Below are 15,517 nucleotides of genomic sequence, written 5' to 3' on the forward strand. Positions count from 1 at the left end.
AAGCCATTTGGGGTTCTGAATTGGAGTCAGATGCCGAACCCTCGGCAGCGCCCCCATGGAAGTGGAGGCGGACGGAGTTGAACCGTCTTCAAAGCGTGTAGGACCTCTTCGGCCGGGCGCGCTCAATCCAGAGTGACGGGGCGGCGAAATAATCCCTGACACGCGCTCGTGACGGGGCCTCAGAGCGACTTCAGGAACGCGAGCAGCGCCTCCCGGTCCTCCCGACGCAGGCGCACGTAGCGCTCCTGGGCGGAGGCTGCCTCGCCCCCGTGCCACAGCACGGCCTCCTCGGCGTTGCGCGCCCGGCCGTCGTGTAGCAGGCGGGTGTGGCCGTTGACGGCCTCCTGGAGCCCGAGGCCCCACAGGGGCGGGGTGCGCCACTCCTGGCCGGTGGCGAGCCCATCCTTGCGGCCGTCCGCGAGCCCCTCGCCCATGTCGTGCAGCAGCAGGTCGGAGTAGGGGTAGATCTTCTGTCCGGACAGCTCGGGGAAGCCGGGCACGGTGCCCGTCTCGAAGGCGGTGGACACGTGGCAACCGGAGCAGCCGATGGCGCGGAACACGGCCTTGCCACGCAGCACGGGCGCTGTGTCCCAGTCCCGCCGCTTCGGCGCCGCGACGAGCCGCATGTAGAAGACGAGGCGCTCCAGTTCCTCCGGCGTCACCTCCGGCCCACCGGGCACGGCGGCGGCGTCATGTCCCTGCTCCTTCGGGAAGAGCGTCGTGGTGAGCCCCATGTCCGCGACGAGGGCGTGGGCCACCTGCTGCTGGAGCGAAGGCTGGTTGGCCTTCCAGCCGAAGCGGCCCGTCTTCGTCCGCTGCTCGGCGACGTCCAGCACCTGGTTCGGCCGTCCGGAGATGCCGTCGTGGTCCGCGTCGTCGGGGTCCGCGAGGGCGAGCAGCGTGTTCTCGGGAATCGCCTCGAGCAGCCCCAGTCCGAAGTTGGCCGGCGACACCCGGGGTGAGAAGGGCGTCCCTTCACCCAGCGGACCCTGGGAAAGGTCCTTGAACCGGTAGCGCGGGCGCAGCAGCGTGTAGTCCTCGCCCGTGGCGAACTCGTCGTGGACCTCGTCGTAGTCCACCTCGACGCTGCCCTCCACGGGCCGCGCGTCGATGGCGTGGGAGTCGAGCTGCTCGCCATAGAGCGGGTGCGGCCCGCGTCCCTCCGGGGCGCCGAGCTGGAAGACCAGCGACTCAGGCGCCTGCGCCGGTGATTCAGGGGGCCGACCGCGCCCGTCCTTCACGTGGCACGTCATGCAGGACGCGGCGCTGAAGAGCGGGCCCACGATGACGGGCCCGGTGCGCGAGTCGTTCCAGTCTCGGCCGAACACCTTCTTGCCCGCGTGGAACTCCGGCCAGCGCGCGCGGTCCATGTTCTGGAGCGAGCGGCCGAAGGAGTTCCGCTTCGTGTCCGTCACGGTGGTGGTGCCACCGGAGAGCTCCTCGCCCGGCTCCGCCACGGACGTCAGGTCCCCCAGCTCGAGCACGGGCGGACGCCGTCCCGGAGCCGCCCAGACGGCGGTGAGCAGGAGGGCGCCCACGGGAATGGCAAGAAGGTACAGCCGGCCGCGCATGGGGAACTCCTGGAGGCCCGAAAGGGGAGCGGGCCGCCAATGGTGGACGCCGGGCAGGATACACGCACCTGCCCGGCGCGGCGCCTGTGCTCGAGCACAGGCGGATGCGACTACTTCGCCGGAACGAAGGTCTCGTTCAGGACGGTGAACTGGTTCGCGGCGGCCTTCACGTCAATGGCCGTGAAGTCGGTGTACGGGTAGTGCCCGTCCTCGATCTGCTCGACGAACTCGACCTGGTTGCCGGTGAGCACCGTGCCGTCAGGCAGCTGCACGGAGAAGGTGCCGCGCTCGTTGCGCACGCGCCACACGCAGGCGCCCGGGATGGTCTCCGTGGAGGCCGCCGTCGCGCCCGGCTTCCAGATGATGATGTCGTAGCCGTTGTCGAAGGAGTAGACCGCGATGATCCAGCGGAGCAGGTCGTACCAGTCGCGAATGATCATCATGCTCCCGGCCGGCTGCGTCGTGCCGCCCTGGAGGACGCCGTTGTTGTACACGTTCATCCGGTACGCGGAACCGCCCGGAGCGCCGCTGCCGCTGAAGGTCGGCTGCACCGCCATCGACGTGCCATCAGCGCCGGGCGTCATCTTCAGCGTGCCCACCACCTGGTCGCCCGCGCGCGCGGCCAGCGAGACGCCCGCCTGCGCGGCGCCGAACTTCACGTCCACCTTCTGCGTCCAGCGCGTGGCCTTCGCGAAGGTGCCGGAGACGCCGTCCTTGTTCGCGTCCACGAGGTTGGAGACCGCCACGCCCGCCTGGGTGTTGGACACCCGCGCGCCGCCGATCGCACAGTTCGTGATGCCGTCGAAGCGATTCACACACTGCGTCCCGGCCGCGGCCTCCTGGGCACCCAGGTTGTCCTCGGTCGTCTGCGACTCATCACCCTGGCAACCCGCTACGCTCAGGAGCGCGGCAGCCATCAGGCTGCCCATCATCTTCATCTGCATGTGAAACCTCGTCGTTTGGGGGAGGTGCTGCCGTCTTCGCCACACGCGGGCGACCACCTGCGTCATCCAGGCGGGTGCTCCGCGTGGGCCGGCCCCGGAGGGCAATGCACCGTCTACGCCACGACGAATGCGTGCGAGTCCTTCGTCGGCTCAGAGGGGAGGACGCGGGCGGCGCCGGAGGGGCTGTGGCGCCCGCTGTTACAACGCCGGAGGGGCTGTAGCGTGCCCCGTCACAGGCCCGGCGGGGATGACGACTCGCGGCGAATCAGGGGCGTCCGCGCCGACCCATGAAGAGGGTGTGCCGCGTGCCCTTCGTGCCATGGGCGGCCGGGTGCAGCACCTGGACGGTGAAGCCGGCCTGCTCCATGCGGCGCTCGAAGCCGGGCGCGGGGCCCGCGCTCCAGACGCCGAGCATTCCCCCGGGACGCAGCGCGTGGAAGGCCCGCGCGAGCCCCGCCAGCCCATACAGGCCCTGGTTGTCGGGGTGGGTGAGGGCGGTGGGGCCGTTGTCCACATCGAGGAGGATGGCGTCGAAGGTGGCGGACTGGCGGGCCATGAGCGCGCCCACGTCTCCCTCCACCACGGTGACGCGCGGGTCCTCCAGCGGCGCGCCCGCGAGCGCGGCGAGCGGACCCCGGTTCCACGCCACCACCGCGGGGAGCAATTCGGCCACCGTCACCCGGGCGCCGGGCGCGACGCGGTCCAGCACGGCCCGCAGCGTGTAGCCGAAGCCCAGGCCGCCCACGAGCACCCGGGCCCCGCTCTTCCCCGCGACGTCCGCGCACCCGGCCTCCGCGAGCGCCTCCTCCGAGCCGTGCCGCCGGCTGGACATCAGCGTCTGGCCACGCACGCGCAGGACGTACTCGTCCCCTCGCCGCGCCAGCGTGACTTCCCCCACGTCGGGGACCTGCGCGGTGTCGAGCGTCTCCCAAGGCTTCATGCGTCCGGCTCTTCGCGCGGAAGCCGCGCCCGGGTCAAGGCGCGCAGTGCTTCGACATGTCGGGCCGACACGTCGAGCGCGGCTTCCAGGGGAGGGCAGGGGCCCGCTCCAGAGGAGGACCCTGCCCGGCATGGCCGGTGCAGAATGGGCGGGGGTACCTGGACCGGGGCTTCGCGCCCTCACCGAAAGGAATCACCCATGGCCTCCACGCCCTCCACCGCGCAGCTCGCCATCACCCTGTCGGCCATCTCGTACCTGGGGCAGCTCAACACGAACCCGGAGCGCTTCACCCTGATGAACCAGGCCATGGCGGCCACGGTGCAGAACGGCTGGGGGATTGTCTGGGGCCCGGCGACACAGGGCGAGGACCTGGTCTACGTGGCCTCCAACAACGCGGGCCAGTACGCGGTGGTGGTGCGCGGCACGCTGTTCGACCGCATCGAGGACGTCATCCAGGACAAGAACGTCGCCACGCAGGAGGCCCTGCCCTTCACCGCGTCCTCGTTCTCCGGCGCGCAGGTCTCCAAGGGCGTGGTGCAGGTGTGGACCAACATCGACAACATGGTCTCCTCCGTGCCGGGCTCGGGCACGGGCTCGCTGCTGTCCTTTCTCCAGGGGCTGTCCGGCTCACCGTCGCTCCTGGTGACGGGGCACAGCCTGGGAGGGCAGATGGCCACGGTGCTCGCCGCGTGGTTCCAGAGCGCGCTCTCGAATGTCTCCGGGGTGCTGCCCATCACCTTCGCCGCGCCCACCGCGGGCAACACAGCCTTCGCGTCGGCCTTCGACACCGTCTTCGCGTCGGCGATGCGCTACTTCAACGCGCTGGACGTGGTCCCCCGCCTGTGGACGACGGACGGGCTGGAGTCCATCAAGTCCCTGTATCCGGGCGGCCCGCAGTGCGGCCTCGTGTGCAGGACGGCCGTCGACCGGACCCTCAACGCGCTCCAGAAGGCGGGCCTGACGTACACGCAGCCGAGCGCCAACACGAGCCTGCCGGGACAGCTCTACTCCACCGGCTGGGTGGGCGCGTTCGAGTCCGAGGTGAATGACCAGCACCGGGCGCTCTATTACATGTACCTGCTCGGCATCCCGCTGACGACCATCCAGCAGCTCAACGCGAAGTGGGCCCCGCCGTCCCAGTCCGGTGCACTGTCGGTGGGTTGAGCGCGGGCCATCGAAGGATTCTTGCCCGTCGACGAAAAGGTTCGATTGGCTTTTGGGAACACGGCCGGGCAGCCTGCACGGGCAAAGGACACCCCATGCCCCGCCTGCGCTCGCTGTTCGCCATCCCCGCCGTCCTCGCGCTGTCCTGCCGGAGCGTCCCGGCCGCGGTGCCACAGGCGCATGCCGTCCTCCCGAAGAACGTCGTCCTGATGGTGGGTGACGGCATGGGCCCCTCGCACTTCGCGGCGGCCCGGCTCCTCCGGGGCGAGGCCTTCGCGGCGGGCCGCTTCCCGGTGACGGGCATGGTCTCCACGCGCTCGGCGAACTCGGTGGTGACCGACTCGGCGGCGGCGGCCACGGCGATGGCGACCGGGACGAAGTCGAACAACCGGATGCTGGGCGTGGACCCGCAGGGACATCCGCTCACCACGCTCCTCGAGCTGGCTGAGGGGCAGGGGCGGGCGACGGGGCTGGTGACGACCACCTTCTTCGGGGACGCCACGCCCGCGGCCTTCGCCGTCCACACCGCGCGCCGCGACCAGGTGGCGGACATCGTCCATCAGCTCCTCGCCAGCGACGTGGACCTCGTCGCGGGAGGCGGCGCGGAGCTGTTCGGCACGGACGGACTGCCGGCGTTGTCCACCGCGGCCGCGCAGCACGGCTGGTCACTCATCACCGAGCCCGCCGCGCTCGCCTCGGCCCCGGCGACGAAGGCGCTCGCCGTCTTCCCCTCGCAGAAGAACGCCGCGGACGTCCCGGGCGCGCGGCTGCCGGACCTCGCGCGCTGGGCGCTGGCGCGCCTGTCCACGGACCCGGATGGCTTCTTCCTCCTCCTGGAGCACGAGGGCACGGACACGGCCAGCCATGAGAATGCGGCCGACGACCTGCGCGACAGCCTGCGCTCCTTCGACGAGACGGTGGGCGTCGTCGCGGACTTCGCGCGGCAGCGCGGTGACACGCTGGTGCTCGTCGTCGGCGACCACGAGACGGGTGGGCTGCGCGTGCTCGCGGACCCGGCCGGGGGCGTGGCGCTGGAGTTCGGCACCAAGACGCACACCGGCTCGCTCGTCCCGCTCTTCGCGCTCGGGCCGGGCTCCGAGCGGTTCATCGGCTTCTACGAGAACACGGAGATTGCCCACAAGGTGCAGGCGCTCTACGGCGTGAGCGCGGAGCCGGCGCAGGCCACGTCCCACGCCGCCCGTGTCTCCACGGGCAGCGTGGCTGGCGGCCGCTGAGCGCGGGCGTCAGGCCTTCTCGGCGTAGACCAGCCCGTACTCGTCGGTGTTGTAGTGCAGGTGCCAGAAGAGCTGGCCGGGGTCCGTCTCCCGGGCCTTGCGCACATTCTCGCGGACCTGGTCCATCGACATCGCGCCGGGCTCGCGCTGGTGGCGCGTCAGGCTGTGCAGGGCGGTGAAGGCGGTGTTGGCGCCCGGGTACACATCCAGGGCGATGGACTCCAGCTTTGCGTTCTTGAATCCCGCCCGCTGCAGCTCGGCGACGTAGCGCTGCGACGTCCACACGTTCGACTCGGGCATGGCGATGCGGCCGCGCCAGTAGCGCAGGTGCAGGCGGCGGCGCAGTCCCAGCCCGGCCTCGCGGTCCGTCTTCATGCACATGTCCGCCATCACCAGCCGGCCGCCGGGGCGTAGCACGCGGAAGGCCTCGCGCAGGAAGTCCCGGCGCGTCTTGAAGTGCAGGGCGGACTCCAGGGCGAAGACGACGTCGAACTCGCCGGCCCCGAAGGGCAGGCTCGTCGCGGAGCCCTCCATCAGCCGGATGACGTTGTCCAGGCCGACGAGCCGCGCGCGCTCGCTCGCGATGCGCACCTGCGTCGGAGTGACGTTGATGCCGGCGATGCGCGCTGGCTTGTAGGACTCGGCCCAGAGCAGGTCCTGGTCTCCATAGCCGAAGCCGCAGTCCAGCACCGACTCGCCCGCGCCCAGCCGCGCCGTCCGCGCCAACAGGTGTGCCATCTGGGACTGGGCGGCGGGGAACAGCTCACCCACCCGCTCGCAGTTGTTCTCGTCCACCTTCTCCACGTCGCGCCAGTAGCCCAGGTTCAGCCACAGCGGCTCGCGCCCCGTCCCAGGGCGTACCTGCTGGGGCGTGGGCATGCCGGGCACCCACGGGCCCACGTCCTCCGTGTAGAAGCGCGCCGCGTCCGCCAGCAGCGCATTCTTCAAGCGCGTTGCCACCTTCACCACTTCGAGCATCCACTCCTCCCGAGTCGTGCGGGCAGCATATCCGAGTCACTGGATTTGCATGAATAGCGAGGAACGCTCGGAGATAGACGAAGGGCCCGGATGCCGGGAGTGTCTTCCTCCCAACACCGGGCCCTTCCACTCCACCGTGCCGTGCCGCGCGCTACGCCGAGCGCTTCACGTTCTTCGAGGCGTCCACCAGCACCTTGGCGAACACGAGCCCGTCGGGGCCCGCGTCGGCCTGGATGTGGTCGCCCGGGAGGAACTCGCCGCTGAGCACCTTCAGGGCCATGGGGTCCAGCAGGTACTTCTGCACGGCCCGCTTCAGCGGCCGGGCGCCGTACGTCGGGTCGTAGCCGCGCTCCGCGAGGAAGTCGCGCGCCTTGTCCGTCAGCTCCAGCGTGAGCCGCTTGTCGGCGAGCAGCTTCGACAGCCTCGCGAGCTGCAGGTCGACGATGCGGTAGATGTCCTTCTTGCGCAGCGGCTCGAAGATGACGACTTCGTCCACGCGGTTGAGGAACTCCGGGCGGAAGTGGCCGCGCAGCGCGTCCATCACCTCGTCGCGCGTCTTCTCGTCCAGCTCGTCCTTGCCCGCCATGCCGGCCTGGATGTCCTGCGAGCCCAGGTTGGACGTCATGATGAGCACCGCGTTCTTGAAGTCCACCGTGCGGCCCTGGCTGTCCGTCAGCCGGCCCTCATCGAGAATCTGGAGGAGGACGTTGAACACGTCATGGTGCGCCTTCTCGATTTCGTCGAAGAGCACCACCGTGTACGGCCGCCGGCGCACCGCCTCGGTGAGCTGGCCGCCCTCCTCGTAGCCGACGTAGCCCGGCGGCGCGCCGACCAGTCGCGACACGGCGTGCTTCTCCATGTACTCGGACATGTCGATGCGGACCATGGCTGAGTCGTCGTCGAAGAGGAACTCCGCGAGGGCCTTCGCCGTCTCCGTCTTTCCGACGCCCGTGGGGCCCAGGAAGATGAACGAGCCGATGGGCCGGTTCGGGTCCTGCAACCCGCTGCGCGCGCGGCGCACGGCGTTGGACACGGCCTCAATGGCGCTGCGCTGGCCGATGACGCGCTTGGCGAGCCGCTCCTCCATGTGGACCAGCTTCTGGACCTCGCCCTCCATCAGCCGCGAGACGGGGATGCCCGTCCACTTGGCCACGACTTCGGCGATGTCCTCCGCGTCCACTTCTTCCTTGAGGAACTTCTGGTTCTTCTGCAGCTCGGCCAGCTTCTCGTTCTGCGCCTTCACCTCCTTCTCCAGCGAGGGAATCACGCCGAACTTCAGCTCCGCCGCCCGGTTCAGGTCGCCCTGACGCTCGGCCGCCGCCTGGTCGTTCTTCGCCTTCTCCAGCTTCTCCTTCAGGCCGCGGATGGCGCTGATGGCCGTCTTCTCCGCGTCCCAGTGCGCCTTGAGCGCGTTGAACTTCTCGCTCAGGTTGGCCAGCTCCTTCTCGATCTGGCCCAGGCGCTCCTGCGAGTGCGGGTCCGTCTCCTTCTTGAGGCCTTCCTTCTCAATCTGGAGCTGCATCACCTTGCGGCGCACGTCGTCCAGCTCCGTGGGCATGGAGTCGATTTCGATGCGCAGGCGGCTGGAGGCCTCGTCCACGAGGTCGATGGCCTTGTCCGGGAGGAAGCGGTCCGCGATGTAGCGGTGGCTGAGCGTGGCGGCGGCGACCAGGGCGTTGTCCTGGATGCGCACGCCGTGGTGCACCTCGTAGCGCTCCTTCAGGCCGCGAAGGATGCTGATGGTGTCGTGTACGCTGGGCTCGCCCACCATGACGGGCTGGAAGCGCCGCTCCAGGGCCGCGTCCTTTTCGATGTGCTTGCGGTACTCGTCCAGCGTGGTGGCGCCGATGCAGTGCAGCTCGCCGCGCGCCAGCGCCGGCTTGAGCATGTTGCCCGCGTCCATGGCGCCTTCCGCCTTGCCCGCGCCGACGATGGTGTGCATCTCGTCGATGAAGAGGATGATCTCCCCGGCCGCGTCCGCGATTTCCTTCAGGACGGCCTTGAGGCGCTCCTCGAACTCGCCGCGGTACTTCGCGCCGGCCACCATGGCCCCGAGGTCCAGGGACACCAGTCGCTTGTTCTTCAGCCCCTCGGGAACGTCGCCATCGATGATGCGGCGCGCGAGTCCCTCGGCGATGGCCGTCTTGCCCACGCCCGGCTCACCGATGAGCACCGGGTTGTTCTTGGTGCGGCGGCTGAGCACTTGGATGCAGCGGCGGATCTCCTCGTCGCGGCCGATGACGGGGTCCAGCTTGCCGGAGCGCGCCGCCTCCGTGAGGTCGCGCCCGTACTTCTCCAGCGCCTGGTAGGTGGCCTCCGCGTCCTGGCTCGTCACGCGCCCGGAGCCGCGGACCTCCTTGAGGCCCGCGAGGACGCGGTCTCTCGTCACGCCCGAGGACTTCGTCACCTCGCCCACCGCGCCCTTGTCGTGCGTCAGCGCGAGCAGCAGGTGCTCCGAGGAGACGAACTCGTCCTTGAGGGACTTGGCCTCGTCCTCGGCCTTGTCGAAAAGCTTGAGCAGGCGCTGGCCCAGAATCGCGCTCTCGCCGCCCTGCATCTTGGGAAGCTTTCCGAGGGCCTCGGCGAGGCGGGCGGCGAACAGCTTCGCGTCCGCGCCAATCTTCCGCAGCAGGGGCTCGACGATGCCGTCCTTCTGGCCCAGGAGCGCGGTCGCCAGGTGCTCCGGCTCGTACTGCGGGTTGTCCGCCCGCCGAGCAAGCGACTGGCCTTCCTGGATCGCCTCCTGCGCCTTCACCGTGTATTTGTCGAGTCGCATGTCAACAACGTAAGAGCCGAACCCCCCTTGGCAAGTTGGCGCAGTGCGTCGGAGTGTCTGCCTGTCATGGAATACTTTGGACTCCTGGTAGCATCCGGGCTTTCAAGGAGCCGGAGTTGCCATGTGGGCTCGGGCCGGGTATAGGCGGCGCCCATCCTCGGGGGGCTGAAACCTGGAAGCGCACGGCGGTTATCTCGTACGACTCGAAAGCCTGGGCGGGCTGGAGCTGATCCGGCTGGCGCGCGAGGCGCTGGCGCTGGACGGCGCCACCGGCGCCGGCGGCCTGCACGTGACGGTGAACCGGCGCCGCAAGGTGGTACGGCTGGCGTACGTGGGCCCCTTCTCCGCCGGACGCCAGGGCGCGCACTGGTACGCGGCACACCACGCGCTGCCGAGGCTCCTGTCCCGGGCCGCCAACGTCACGGTGCACGCCTACGTGCATGATCCAGACGAGGGCGAGCAGGTCATCGCCTACGGCAACGGCAGGCGCGTGGGTGGCGAGCGGGTGGTCTACGAGGACGTGGAGTTGCCCGGCCGTCCGGAGGACGTGGACGACGCGGCCTTCAAGCACATGCAGGAGCGTTGGCCCATGGGCCACCTGGCCTACGTCTTCGGCCTCACGCGCAAGGAATTGCTGCGCCTGCCACTGGCGGTGCCCGGCCGCGTGCTGGCGCTGGATGGCTCGGAGCAGGACAGCGCGTCGGCGCTGGAGGCCCTGCTGCCGGGCTCGCAGGTGCCGCACCTCGGGCCGGACGCCCACTGAAGGGGCGCCCCCGCACCGGGGCGGCTACTCCTCTTCGGTCGCCGGCTCCCTGGCGAGGACGGCGTCCCGCACGGAGTCACTGCGGAAGTACTGGCCGAGCAGGGCGAAGGTGCCCGCCACCAGGGCCGTGCCGAGCACGGAGAGCCCCACGGCGAACCACGGCGCGAGGGTGCTCACCATGTCCGCGGCCACCGGGTCCTGGTACGCCGGCAGGTTCTTCATGCTCTGCGCCAGCGCGGTGCCCATGCGCCGCGACACCACGGCGAACTGGGCGCCGTCGATGGTGCGCAGCACGGCCACGGTGATTGCGGCGCGGCCGAGCAGGCGGCGCATGCCCTCGCGCGGCAGCCCATCCGGACGGAGCATGCGGGCGGCGGCGACGAAGACGAAGGCACACGCGATGGAGAGCACCCCCATCAGGACGGTGCGCGGCTCGCGCATGGGCTCGAGGGCGGAGTACTGCGTCCGCACCACCGTCTCCATGAGGGCCTTGTCGCCCATCCAGGCGGGGAACTCGTTCTCCAGCTGGCGCTCGCGCGCCTCGTAGAAGTGGGCCAGGTGGGTGGCCTCGCTCAGCGCGGACCAGCCGGTGAGGGCGGCGAGCACGAGGCCCACCATGGCGGCGAAGCGGATGCCACGAGGAAGCCCGCTCGAGCGGGAAGCAGACACCGTCACCGCTTGGTCGCCTCCACGAAGCGCAGGCGCAAGTCGGTGAGGAGCCCGTCGAAGAGCTTCTCCTCCTCGGCCGTGAGGTTCCCCTTCGTCTTCACGCGCAGCATGGAGAGCAGGTCCAGGTTCTGCCGGGCCAACGGCAAGTCCCGCGCCGTCTGGCCCGTCTCCGGATTGGGAGCGTCACCGAGGTGGATGAGCACCGCGGTGCCCAGCCCCACGATGAAGGTGCTGAAGGAAATGGACTCCTCGGACGCGGAGCGCGCTTCCCCCCGCATCACGAAGGTCTCGCCGCGCTTCTCGTCCCCGGAGCTCATGCGGAGGCCGGACCCTCGTCCTCGGAGCCCTCGTCGGACTCGTCCTCATCCTCGTCGATGTCGTCCTCGTCATCCTCGAAGTCGTCGACGTCGTCGAGCATGAGCGTCTCGATGGGGACGGACTTCTCCTGCACGTCCGGCAGGCCCTTGATGTGGCGCTCGTACGCCTTCTCGTCCAGGTGACCGGAGCGCAGGTACCGGTCCGCCGTGCGCTTGTCGAGGTACTTCGGGTCAGCCGAATCCGCCATGTTCAAATCCTCAGAATTGCTTGGAAAACAGCGCGCCACCTTATAGCAGGGAGGGCGCCTGTCAACGCCGCCGAGCCGCCTTCCAGAGCCGATGAACGCACCGCCCCGCCCCATGCTTCCCCGCGGCCCGTACCTGCTGTGTGACGATACCGTCCTCCCGGATGTTCCGCTGGTGGACAAGGCGGCACGGCTGGTGGCCGGTGGGGCTCGGGTGGTGCAGCTGCGCATGAAGCGCACACCGCCCCGGGAGGCACTGGCGGCCGCGCGCGAGGTGGCCGCGCTGTGCCGGCGCGCGGGGGCGCTGTGCCTGCTGAACGACAGGGTGGACCTGGCGCTGCTGGCGGGGGCTGACGGGGTGCACGTGGGGGACGAGGACTTGCCGCCGGAGGCCGCGCGCGAGCTGCTCGGGCCTGGCCGGCTGGTGGGCGTCACGGTGCGCGGCGTGGACGGAGCGCGGGCGGCGCGCGAGGCGGGTGCGGACTACGTGGGCGTGGGGCCGCTCTTCGGCACGACGACGAAGCAGGTGGCGGCGCCGGTGCTGGGGCTGGAAGCGTTCGCCGCGGTGGTGAAGGGCAGCCCGCTGCCGGTGGTGGGCATTGGCGGCGTGGGGCTGGCGAACATCTCCCGGGTGGCGGCGGCGGGGGCGCATGGCGCGGCGGTGGTTTCCGATGCCCTGCTCGCCGGGGACATCGCCGAGCGGGTGCGGCAACTGGTGGCCGCGTTTGAACGGGGCGGGGCGGGGGACTAGCCTCGCCCGCTCAGGAGCCCCATGAACAACCATCCGCGACACCACGGGCCGCCGCCGCGCCGCCCGAACATCGGCATCACCCCGGACTGGAGTCAGCCCGAGGACCAGGCCTTCGCCCGCTACGAGCTGAAGGTGCCGTACTCGGACGCGGTGATGCGCACGGGGGGCCTGCCCTTCGTGTTGCCGTACACCGACGACCCGTCGTGCGTGGAGGCATACCTGGACCGCGTCTCCGGGGTGCTCGTCACCGGTGGCGCGTTCGACATCCCCCCGGAGGCGTACGGCGAGGCCGCGCGCGAGGGGCTGGGGGCGCTGAAGGAGGGGCGCACCGCGTTCGAGGCGGCGCTGATGCGCGGCGCGCTCAAGCGCAACATGCCGGTGCTGGGCATCTGCGGTGGCATGCAGCTGCTCAACGTCGTGCTGGGCGGCACGTTGTTCCAGGACATCGGCCGCGAGGTGCAGGGTGCTCGCGAGCACGAGCAGAAGCATGACCGCACCCAGCCGCAGCACCCGGTGGAAGTGAAGAGCGGCACGCTGCTGGCGGAGGCGGTGGGGCACGGCCAGTTGATGGTCAACTCCACGCACCACCAGTCGGTGCGCGCGGCGGGCAAGGACGCGGTGGTGTGCGCGGTGGCGCCGGACGGCGTGGTGGAGGCGATTGAGTCCACCGTGCACGGCTTCGCGGTGGGCGTGCAGTGGCACCCCGAGTACATGGCCACGACGATTCCCGTGCACATGGGCCTGTACAAGTCCTTCGTGCAGAAGGCGCGCGAGCACCGGCGGTGAGTCCGCGCGTCCTCCTCTTGGCCGGGCACGAGCCCACGGGGAGGGCGGGGTTGCTGGCGGACGTGTCGGCCGTGCTCGCGCGAGGCGGCCAGCCGGTGGCGGTGCCCATGGCCCAGACGGCGCAGGGCACCACGACGTTCACCTGGGTGGCCTCGTCGCCGCGCATGGTGGCCGCGCAGGTGGCCGCCGCGTGCGAGCTGGGGCCGCTGCACGCGGTGAAGTGGGGCATGGTGCCCGGCCCCGCGCAGCTGTCCGCCGCGCGCGCGGCGCTTCAGGGCACGGAGGCGTGGTGGGTGGTGGACCCGGTGGTGCGCACGTCCCGGGGACAGGTGCTGTCACGGCTGTCCCCGAAGGCGTACCTGGCGCTGGCTGGGCCGCGCGTGGTGCTCACGCCCAACCTGGACGAGGCGGGGTGGCTGCTGGGCGAGCCCGCACCCCGCTCGGTGGAGGAGGCGGCGAAGGTCGCCTGCGCGCTGGTGCGGTATGGCTTTGGCGCGGTGCTGGTGAAGGGCGGACACCTGCCGGGTGACGAGGGGCTGGTGGACGTGCTGGCCACGCCCGGGCCGATGGTGTCGGTGAAGAGCAGGCACCTGTTGGGCGATGAGGGGCCGGCCACGCGCAAGTGGATGGTGCCGGAGGTTCGGCTGCTGCACGGCGAGTGGTTGGAGCGCGCGCCCGAGCTCCGCGGCACCGGCTGCCGGCTGGCCTCCGCGCTGGCCACGGAGCTGGGCCAGGGCCATCCGCTGGAGGCCGCGGTGAACGCGGCGCGCGAGCTGGTGGCACGCTACCTGCGAGCGGGTTAGTGCAGGAGCCAGCCGCCTGGGCGTCGCGGGTTCTACGCCCGACGCGGTCATGCTTCGCGAGCGGCCCGGCCCGCATGGGGCTTCGCGGGCCCTGCTCGCTGCGTGAGCAAGGCCCGCCTGAAGCGTCGAGGTCCTACTCGCCGCGGCTGCGGCTCTCGAAGCGGGTGTACTCCGAGAGGAACACCAGGTCGACGGAGCCGATGGGGCCGTTACGCTGCTTGGCGACGATGAGCTCCACCGGGATGACGGTGCTGGAGGGCGTAGACTGCGCGCCGTCGGCGCCTTCCTCCGTCTCCTCGCGGTGGATGAACATCACCACGTCGGCGTCCTGCTCGATGGAGCCGGACTCGCGCAGGTCCGACAGCATGGGCTTGCCGCCCTTGCGCTCCTCCACCTTACGGTTGAGCTGGCTGAGCGCGATGATGGGCACCTCCAGCTCCTTCGCCAGCTGCTTGAGCGCGCGGGAGATTTCCGCCACTTCCAGCTGGCGGCTCTCCACCTTGCCCTTCTGGTGCATCAGCTGGAGGTAGTCGATGACCAGCAGCGACAGCCGCGGGTCCTTCTGCTTCACACGCCGCGCCTTGGCGCGCAGGTCGAACGGGGACAGGCCGCCCGAGTCGTCGATGTAGATGGGGGCGTTGTAGAGCGCGCCCGCCATCTCCTGGAACTTCTCCTCGTCGTGCGGCGACAGCCGGCCTCCGCGCAGCTTCTTCATGTCCACGCGCGCGGTGGACGCGAGCAGACGCATGAGCAGCTGGTCCGCCGGCATTTCCAGGCTGAAGATGCCGACGGCCTTGTTCTCCTTCAGGGCCGCGTGCACCGCGATGTTCATCGCGAAGGACGTCTTGCCGATGCCGGGACGCGCCGCGAGGATGATGAGCTCGCCCGCGTGCAGGCCGGTGAGCTGGTTGTCCAGGTCGATGTAGCCAGTGGACAGGCCCGTGATGCCCGTGGCCGCGGCCTTCATCTTGTCGAGCAGGTCGAGCGTCTGCTCCATCAGCTCGCTGACCGGGCGCAGGTCGCCCTCGCGCTTCTTCTCCGCGAGGAGGAACACCTTGCGCTCGGCCTCGTCGAGCAGCACCTCCAGCTCGCCCGTCTCCGAGCTGGCCAGCTCCTGGATCTCCCGGCCCACGTTGGCCAGGCGCCGGCGGATGGCCTGGTCCTTGACGATCTGCGCGTACTGGACGGCGTTGGAGGCCAGCGGCACCACCTGGTCCAGCCGCATCAGGTACGCGGGGCCGCCCACGGCGACGAGCTGCCCGAGGACTTTCAGCTCCTCGGCCAGCGTCAGGTGGTCGACCTGCTTGGACTGGCCGTCCAGCTTGAGCATCGCCGCGAAGATCTGCGCGTGCGCGGGGCTGGAGAAGTCGTCCGGGAAGACCACCTCACCGACCGCGGCGATGAGTGTGTTGTCCGCGAGCACGGCACCCAGCACCGCTCGCTCAGCGGCCAGGTCCTCGTGAACCCGCCGGCCTTCTCTCATTTCCAGGACGTTTTCCATGGCTGCCCGCCCACTCTACAGGCGGCCCTGACATCCCCCAATTTTCTGGAACAGACCTGTAGCACCGGGTGGGC

15 protein-coding genes are annotated in these 15,517 nt (G+C 70.3%); 6 read left to right on the plus strand and 9 right to left on the minus strand.

Annotation, left to right across the window (positions count from 1 at the left end; translation table 11 throughout):
- Positions 1-179: 179 nt before the first annotated feature.
- From G4D86_RS41330 to G4D86_RS41340, 3 genes are all read right to left on the minus strand, one after another.
- Positions 180-1,571, minus strand: coding sequence for a di-heme oxidoreductase family protein (locus G4D86_RS41330; RefSeq protein WP_163999897.1), 1,392 nt, complete (start codon positions 1,569-1,571; stop codon positions 180-182).
- A 110-nt stretch (positions 1,572-1,681) separates the two neighbouring features.
- Positions 1,682-2,515, minus strand: a complete 834-nt coding sequence (locus G4D86_RS41335) for a hypothetical protein (RefSeq protein ID WP_163999899.1) — start codon at positions 2,513-2,515, stop codon at positions 1,682-1,684.
- A 265-nt stretch (positions 2,516-2,780) separates the two neighbouring features.
- Positions 2,781-3,455, minus strand: a complete 675-nt coding sequence (locus tag G4D86_RS41340) for a spermidine synthase (RefSeq protein ID WP_163999901.1) — start codon at positions 3,453-3,455, stop codon at positions 2,781-2,783.
- Positions 3,456-3,653: 198 nt separating this feature from the next.
- Between G4D86_RS41340 and G4D86_RS41345 the strand changes: the two genes are divergently transcribed.
- Both G4D86_RS41345 and G4D86_RS41350 read left to right on the plus strand, forming a co-directional pair.
- Complete coding sequence (locus G4D86_RS41345; protein WP_163999902.1) at positions 3,654-4,619, plus strand: lipase family protein; 966 nt, start codon at positions 3,654-3,656, stop codon at positions 4,617-4,619.
- A 95-nt stretch (positions 4,620-4,714) separates the two neighbouring features.
- Positions 4,715-5,854, plus strand: coding sequence for an alkaline phosphatase (locus tag G4D86_RS41350; protein ID WP_163999904.1), 1,140 nt, complete (start codon positions 4,715-4,717; stop codon positions 5,852-5,854).
- 9 nt (positions 5,855-5,863) lie between these two features.
- On the opposite strand, the gene G4D86_RS41355 is transcribed toward G4D86_RS41350, so the two are convergent.
- Both G4D86_RS41355 and clpB read right to left on the minus strand, forming a co-directional pair.
- Entirely contained in the window at positions 5,864-6,832 is a 969-nt protein-coding gene (locus G4D86_RS41355) for an SAM-dependent methyltransferase (protein WP_163999906.1), read from the minus strand.
- A 151-nt stretch (positions 6,833-6,983) separates the two neighbouring features.
- Positions 6,984-9,608 (minus strand): ATP-dependent chaperone ClpB, encoded by a 2,625-nt coding sequence (gene clpB, locus G4D86_RS41360; protein WP_163999908.1) that lies wholly within the window; start codon positions 9,606-9,608, stop codon positions 6,984-6,986.
- 289 nt (positions 9,609-9,897) lie between these two features.
- Here clpB and G4D86_RS41365 point away from each other — a divergent pair, with 289 nt between their 5' ends.
- Complete coding sequence (locus tag G4D86_RS41365) at positions 9,898-10,371, plus strand: hypothetical protein (RefSeq protein ID WP_240360775.1); 474 nt, start codon at positions 9,898-9,900, stop codon at positions 10,369-10,371.
- 24 nt (positions 10,372-10,395) lie between these two features.
- Here the strand turns inward: G4D86_RS41365 and G4D86_RS41370 are convergent, their stop codons facing one another.
- Genes G4D86_RS41370 through G4D86_RS52355 form a run of 3 tightly spaced genes read right to left on the minus strand, consistent with a single transcriptional unit; the run spans position 10,396 to position 11,605 of the window.
- On the minus strand, positions 10,396-11,046 hold the full coding sequence (locus tag G4D86_RS41370) for a hypothetical protein (RefSeq protein WP_240360776.1): 651 nt from the start codon (positions 11,044-11,046) through the stop codon (positions 10,396-10,398).
- A complete protein-coding gene (locus tag G4D86_RS41375) occupies positions 11,043-11,357 on the minus strand; it encodes a DUF1844 domain-containing protein (RefSeq protein WP_163999909.1) in 315 nt (104 codons plus the stop codon). The genes G4D86_RS41370 and G4D86_RS41375 overlap by 4 nt, the downstream gene beginning before the upstream one ends.
- Positions 11,354-11,605 carry a hypothetical protein gene (locus G4D86_RS52355; protein ID WP_205520229.1) on the minus strand — a complete coding sequence of 84 codons (252 nt, stop codon included), beginning with the start codon at positions 11,603-11,605 and terminating at the stop codon, positions 11,354-11,356. The genes G4D86_RS41375 and G4D86_RS52355 overlap by 4 nt, the downstream gene beginning before the upstream one ends.
- A 91-nt stretch (positions 11,606-11,696) precedes the next feature.
- Here G4D86_RS52355 and thiE point away from each other — a divergent pair, with 91 nt between their 5' ends.
- The 3 genes from thiE to thiD are packed head-to-tail and all read left to right on the plus strand — an operon-like array spanning position 11,697 to position 13,942.
- Positions 11,697-12,353 (plus strand): thiamine phosphate synthase, encoded by a 657-nt coding sequence (gene thiE / locus G4D86_RS41385; RefSeq protein WP_163999911.1) that lies wholly within the window; start codon positions 11,697-11,699, stop codon positions 12,351-12,353.
- 21 nt (positions 12,354-12,374) lie between these two features.
- On the plus strand, positions 12,375-13,139 hold the full coding sequence (locus tag G4D86_RS41390) for a gamma-glutamyl-gamma-aminobutyrate hydrolase family protein (RefSeq protein WP_163999912.1): 765 nt from the start codon (positions 12,375-12,377) through the stop codon (positions 13,137-13,139).
- Entirely contained in the window at positions 13,136-13,942 is an 807-nt protein-coding gene (gene thiD / locus G4D86_RS41395) for a bifunctional hydroxymethylpyrimidine kinase/phosphomethylpyrimidine kinase (protein ID WP_163999913.1), read from the plus strand. Before G4D86_RS41390 ends, thiD begins: the two co-directional genes overlap by 4 nt.
- Positions 13,943-14,075: 133 nt before the next feature.
- On the opposite strand, the gene dnaB is transcribed toward thiD, so the two are convergent.
- Positions 14,076-15,443 carry a replicative DNA helicase gene (gene dnaB, locus G4D86_RS41400; RefSeq protein ID WP_163999916.1) on the minus strand — a complete coding sequence of 456 codons (1,368 nt, stop codon included), beginning with the start codon at positions 15,441-15,443 and terminating at the stop codon, positions 14,076-14,078.
- Positions 15,444-15,517 lie beyond the last annotated feature (74 nt).

The sequence above is a fragment of the Pyxidicoccus caerfyrddinensis genome, assembly GCF_010894405.1.
GTDB classification, from domain to species: Bacteria; Myxococcota; Myxococcia; order Myxococcales; family Myxococcaceae; genus Myxococcus; species Myxococcus caerfyrddinensis.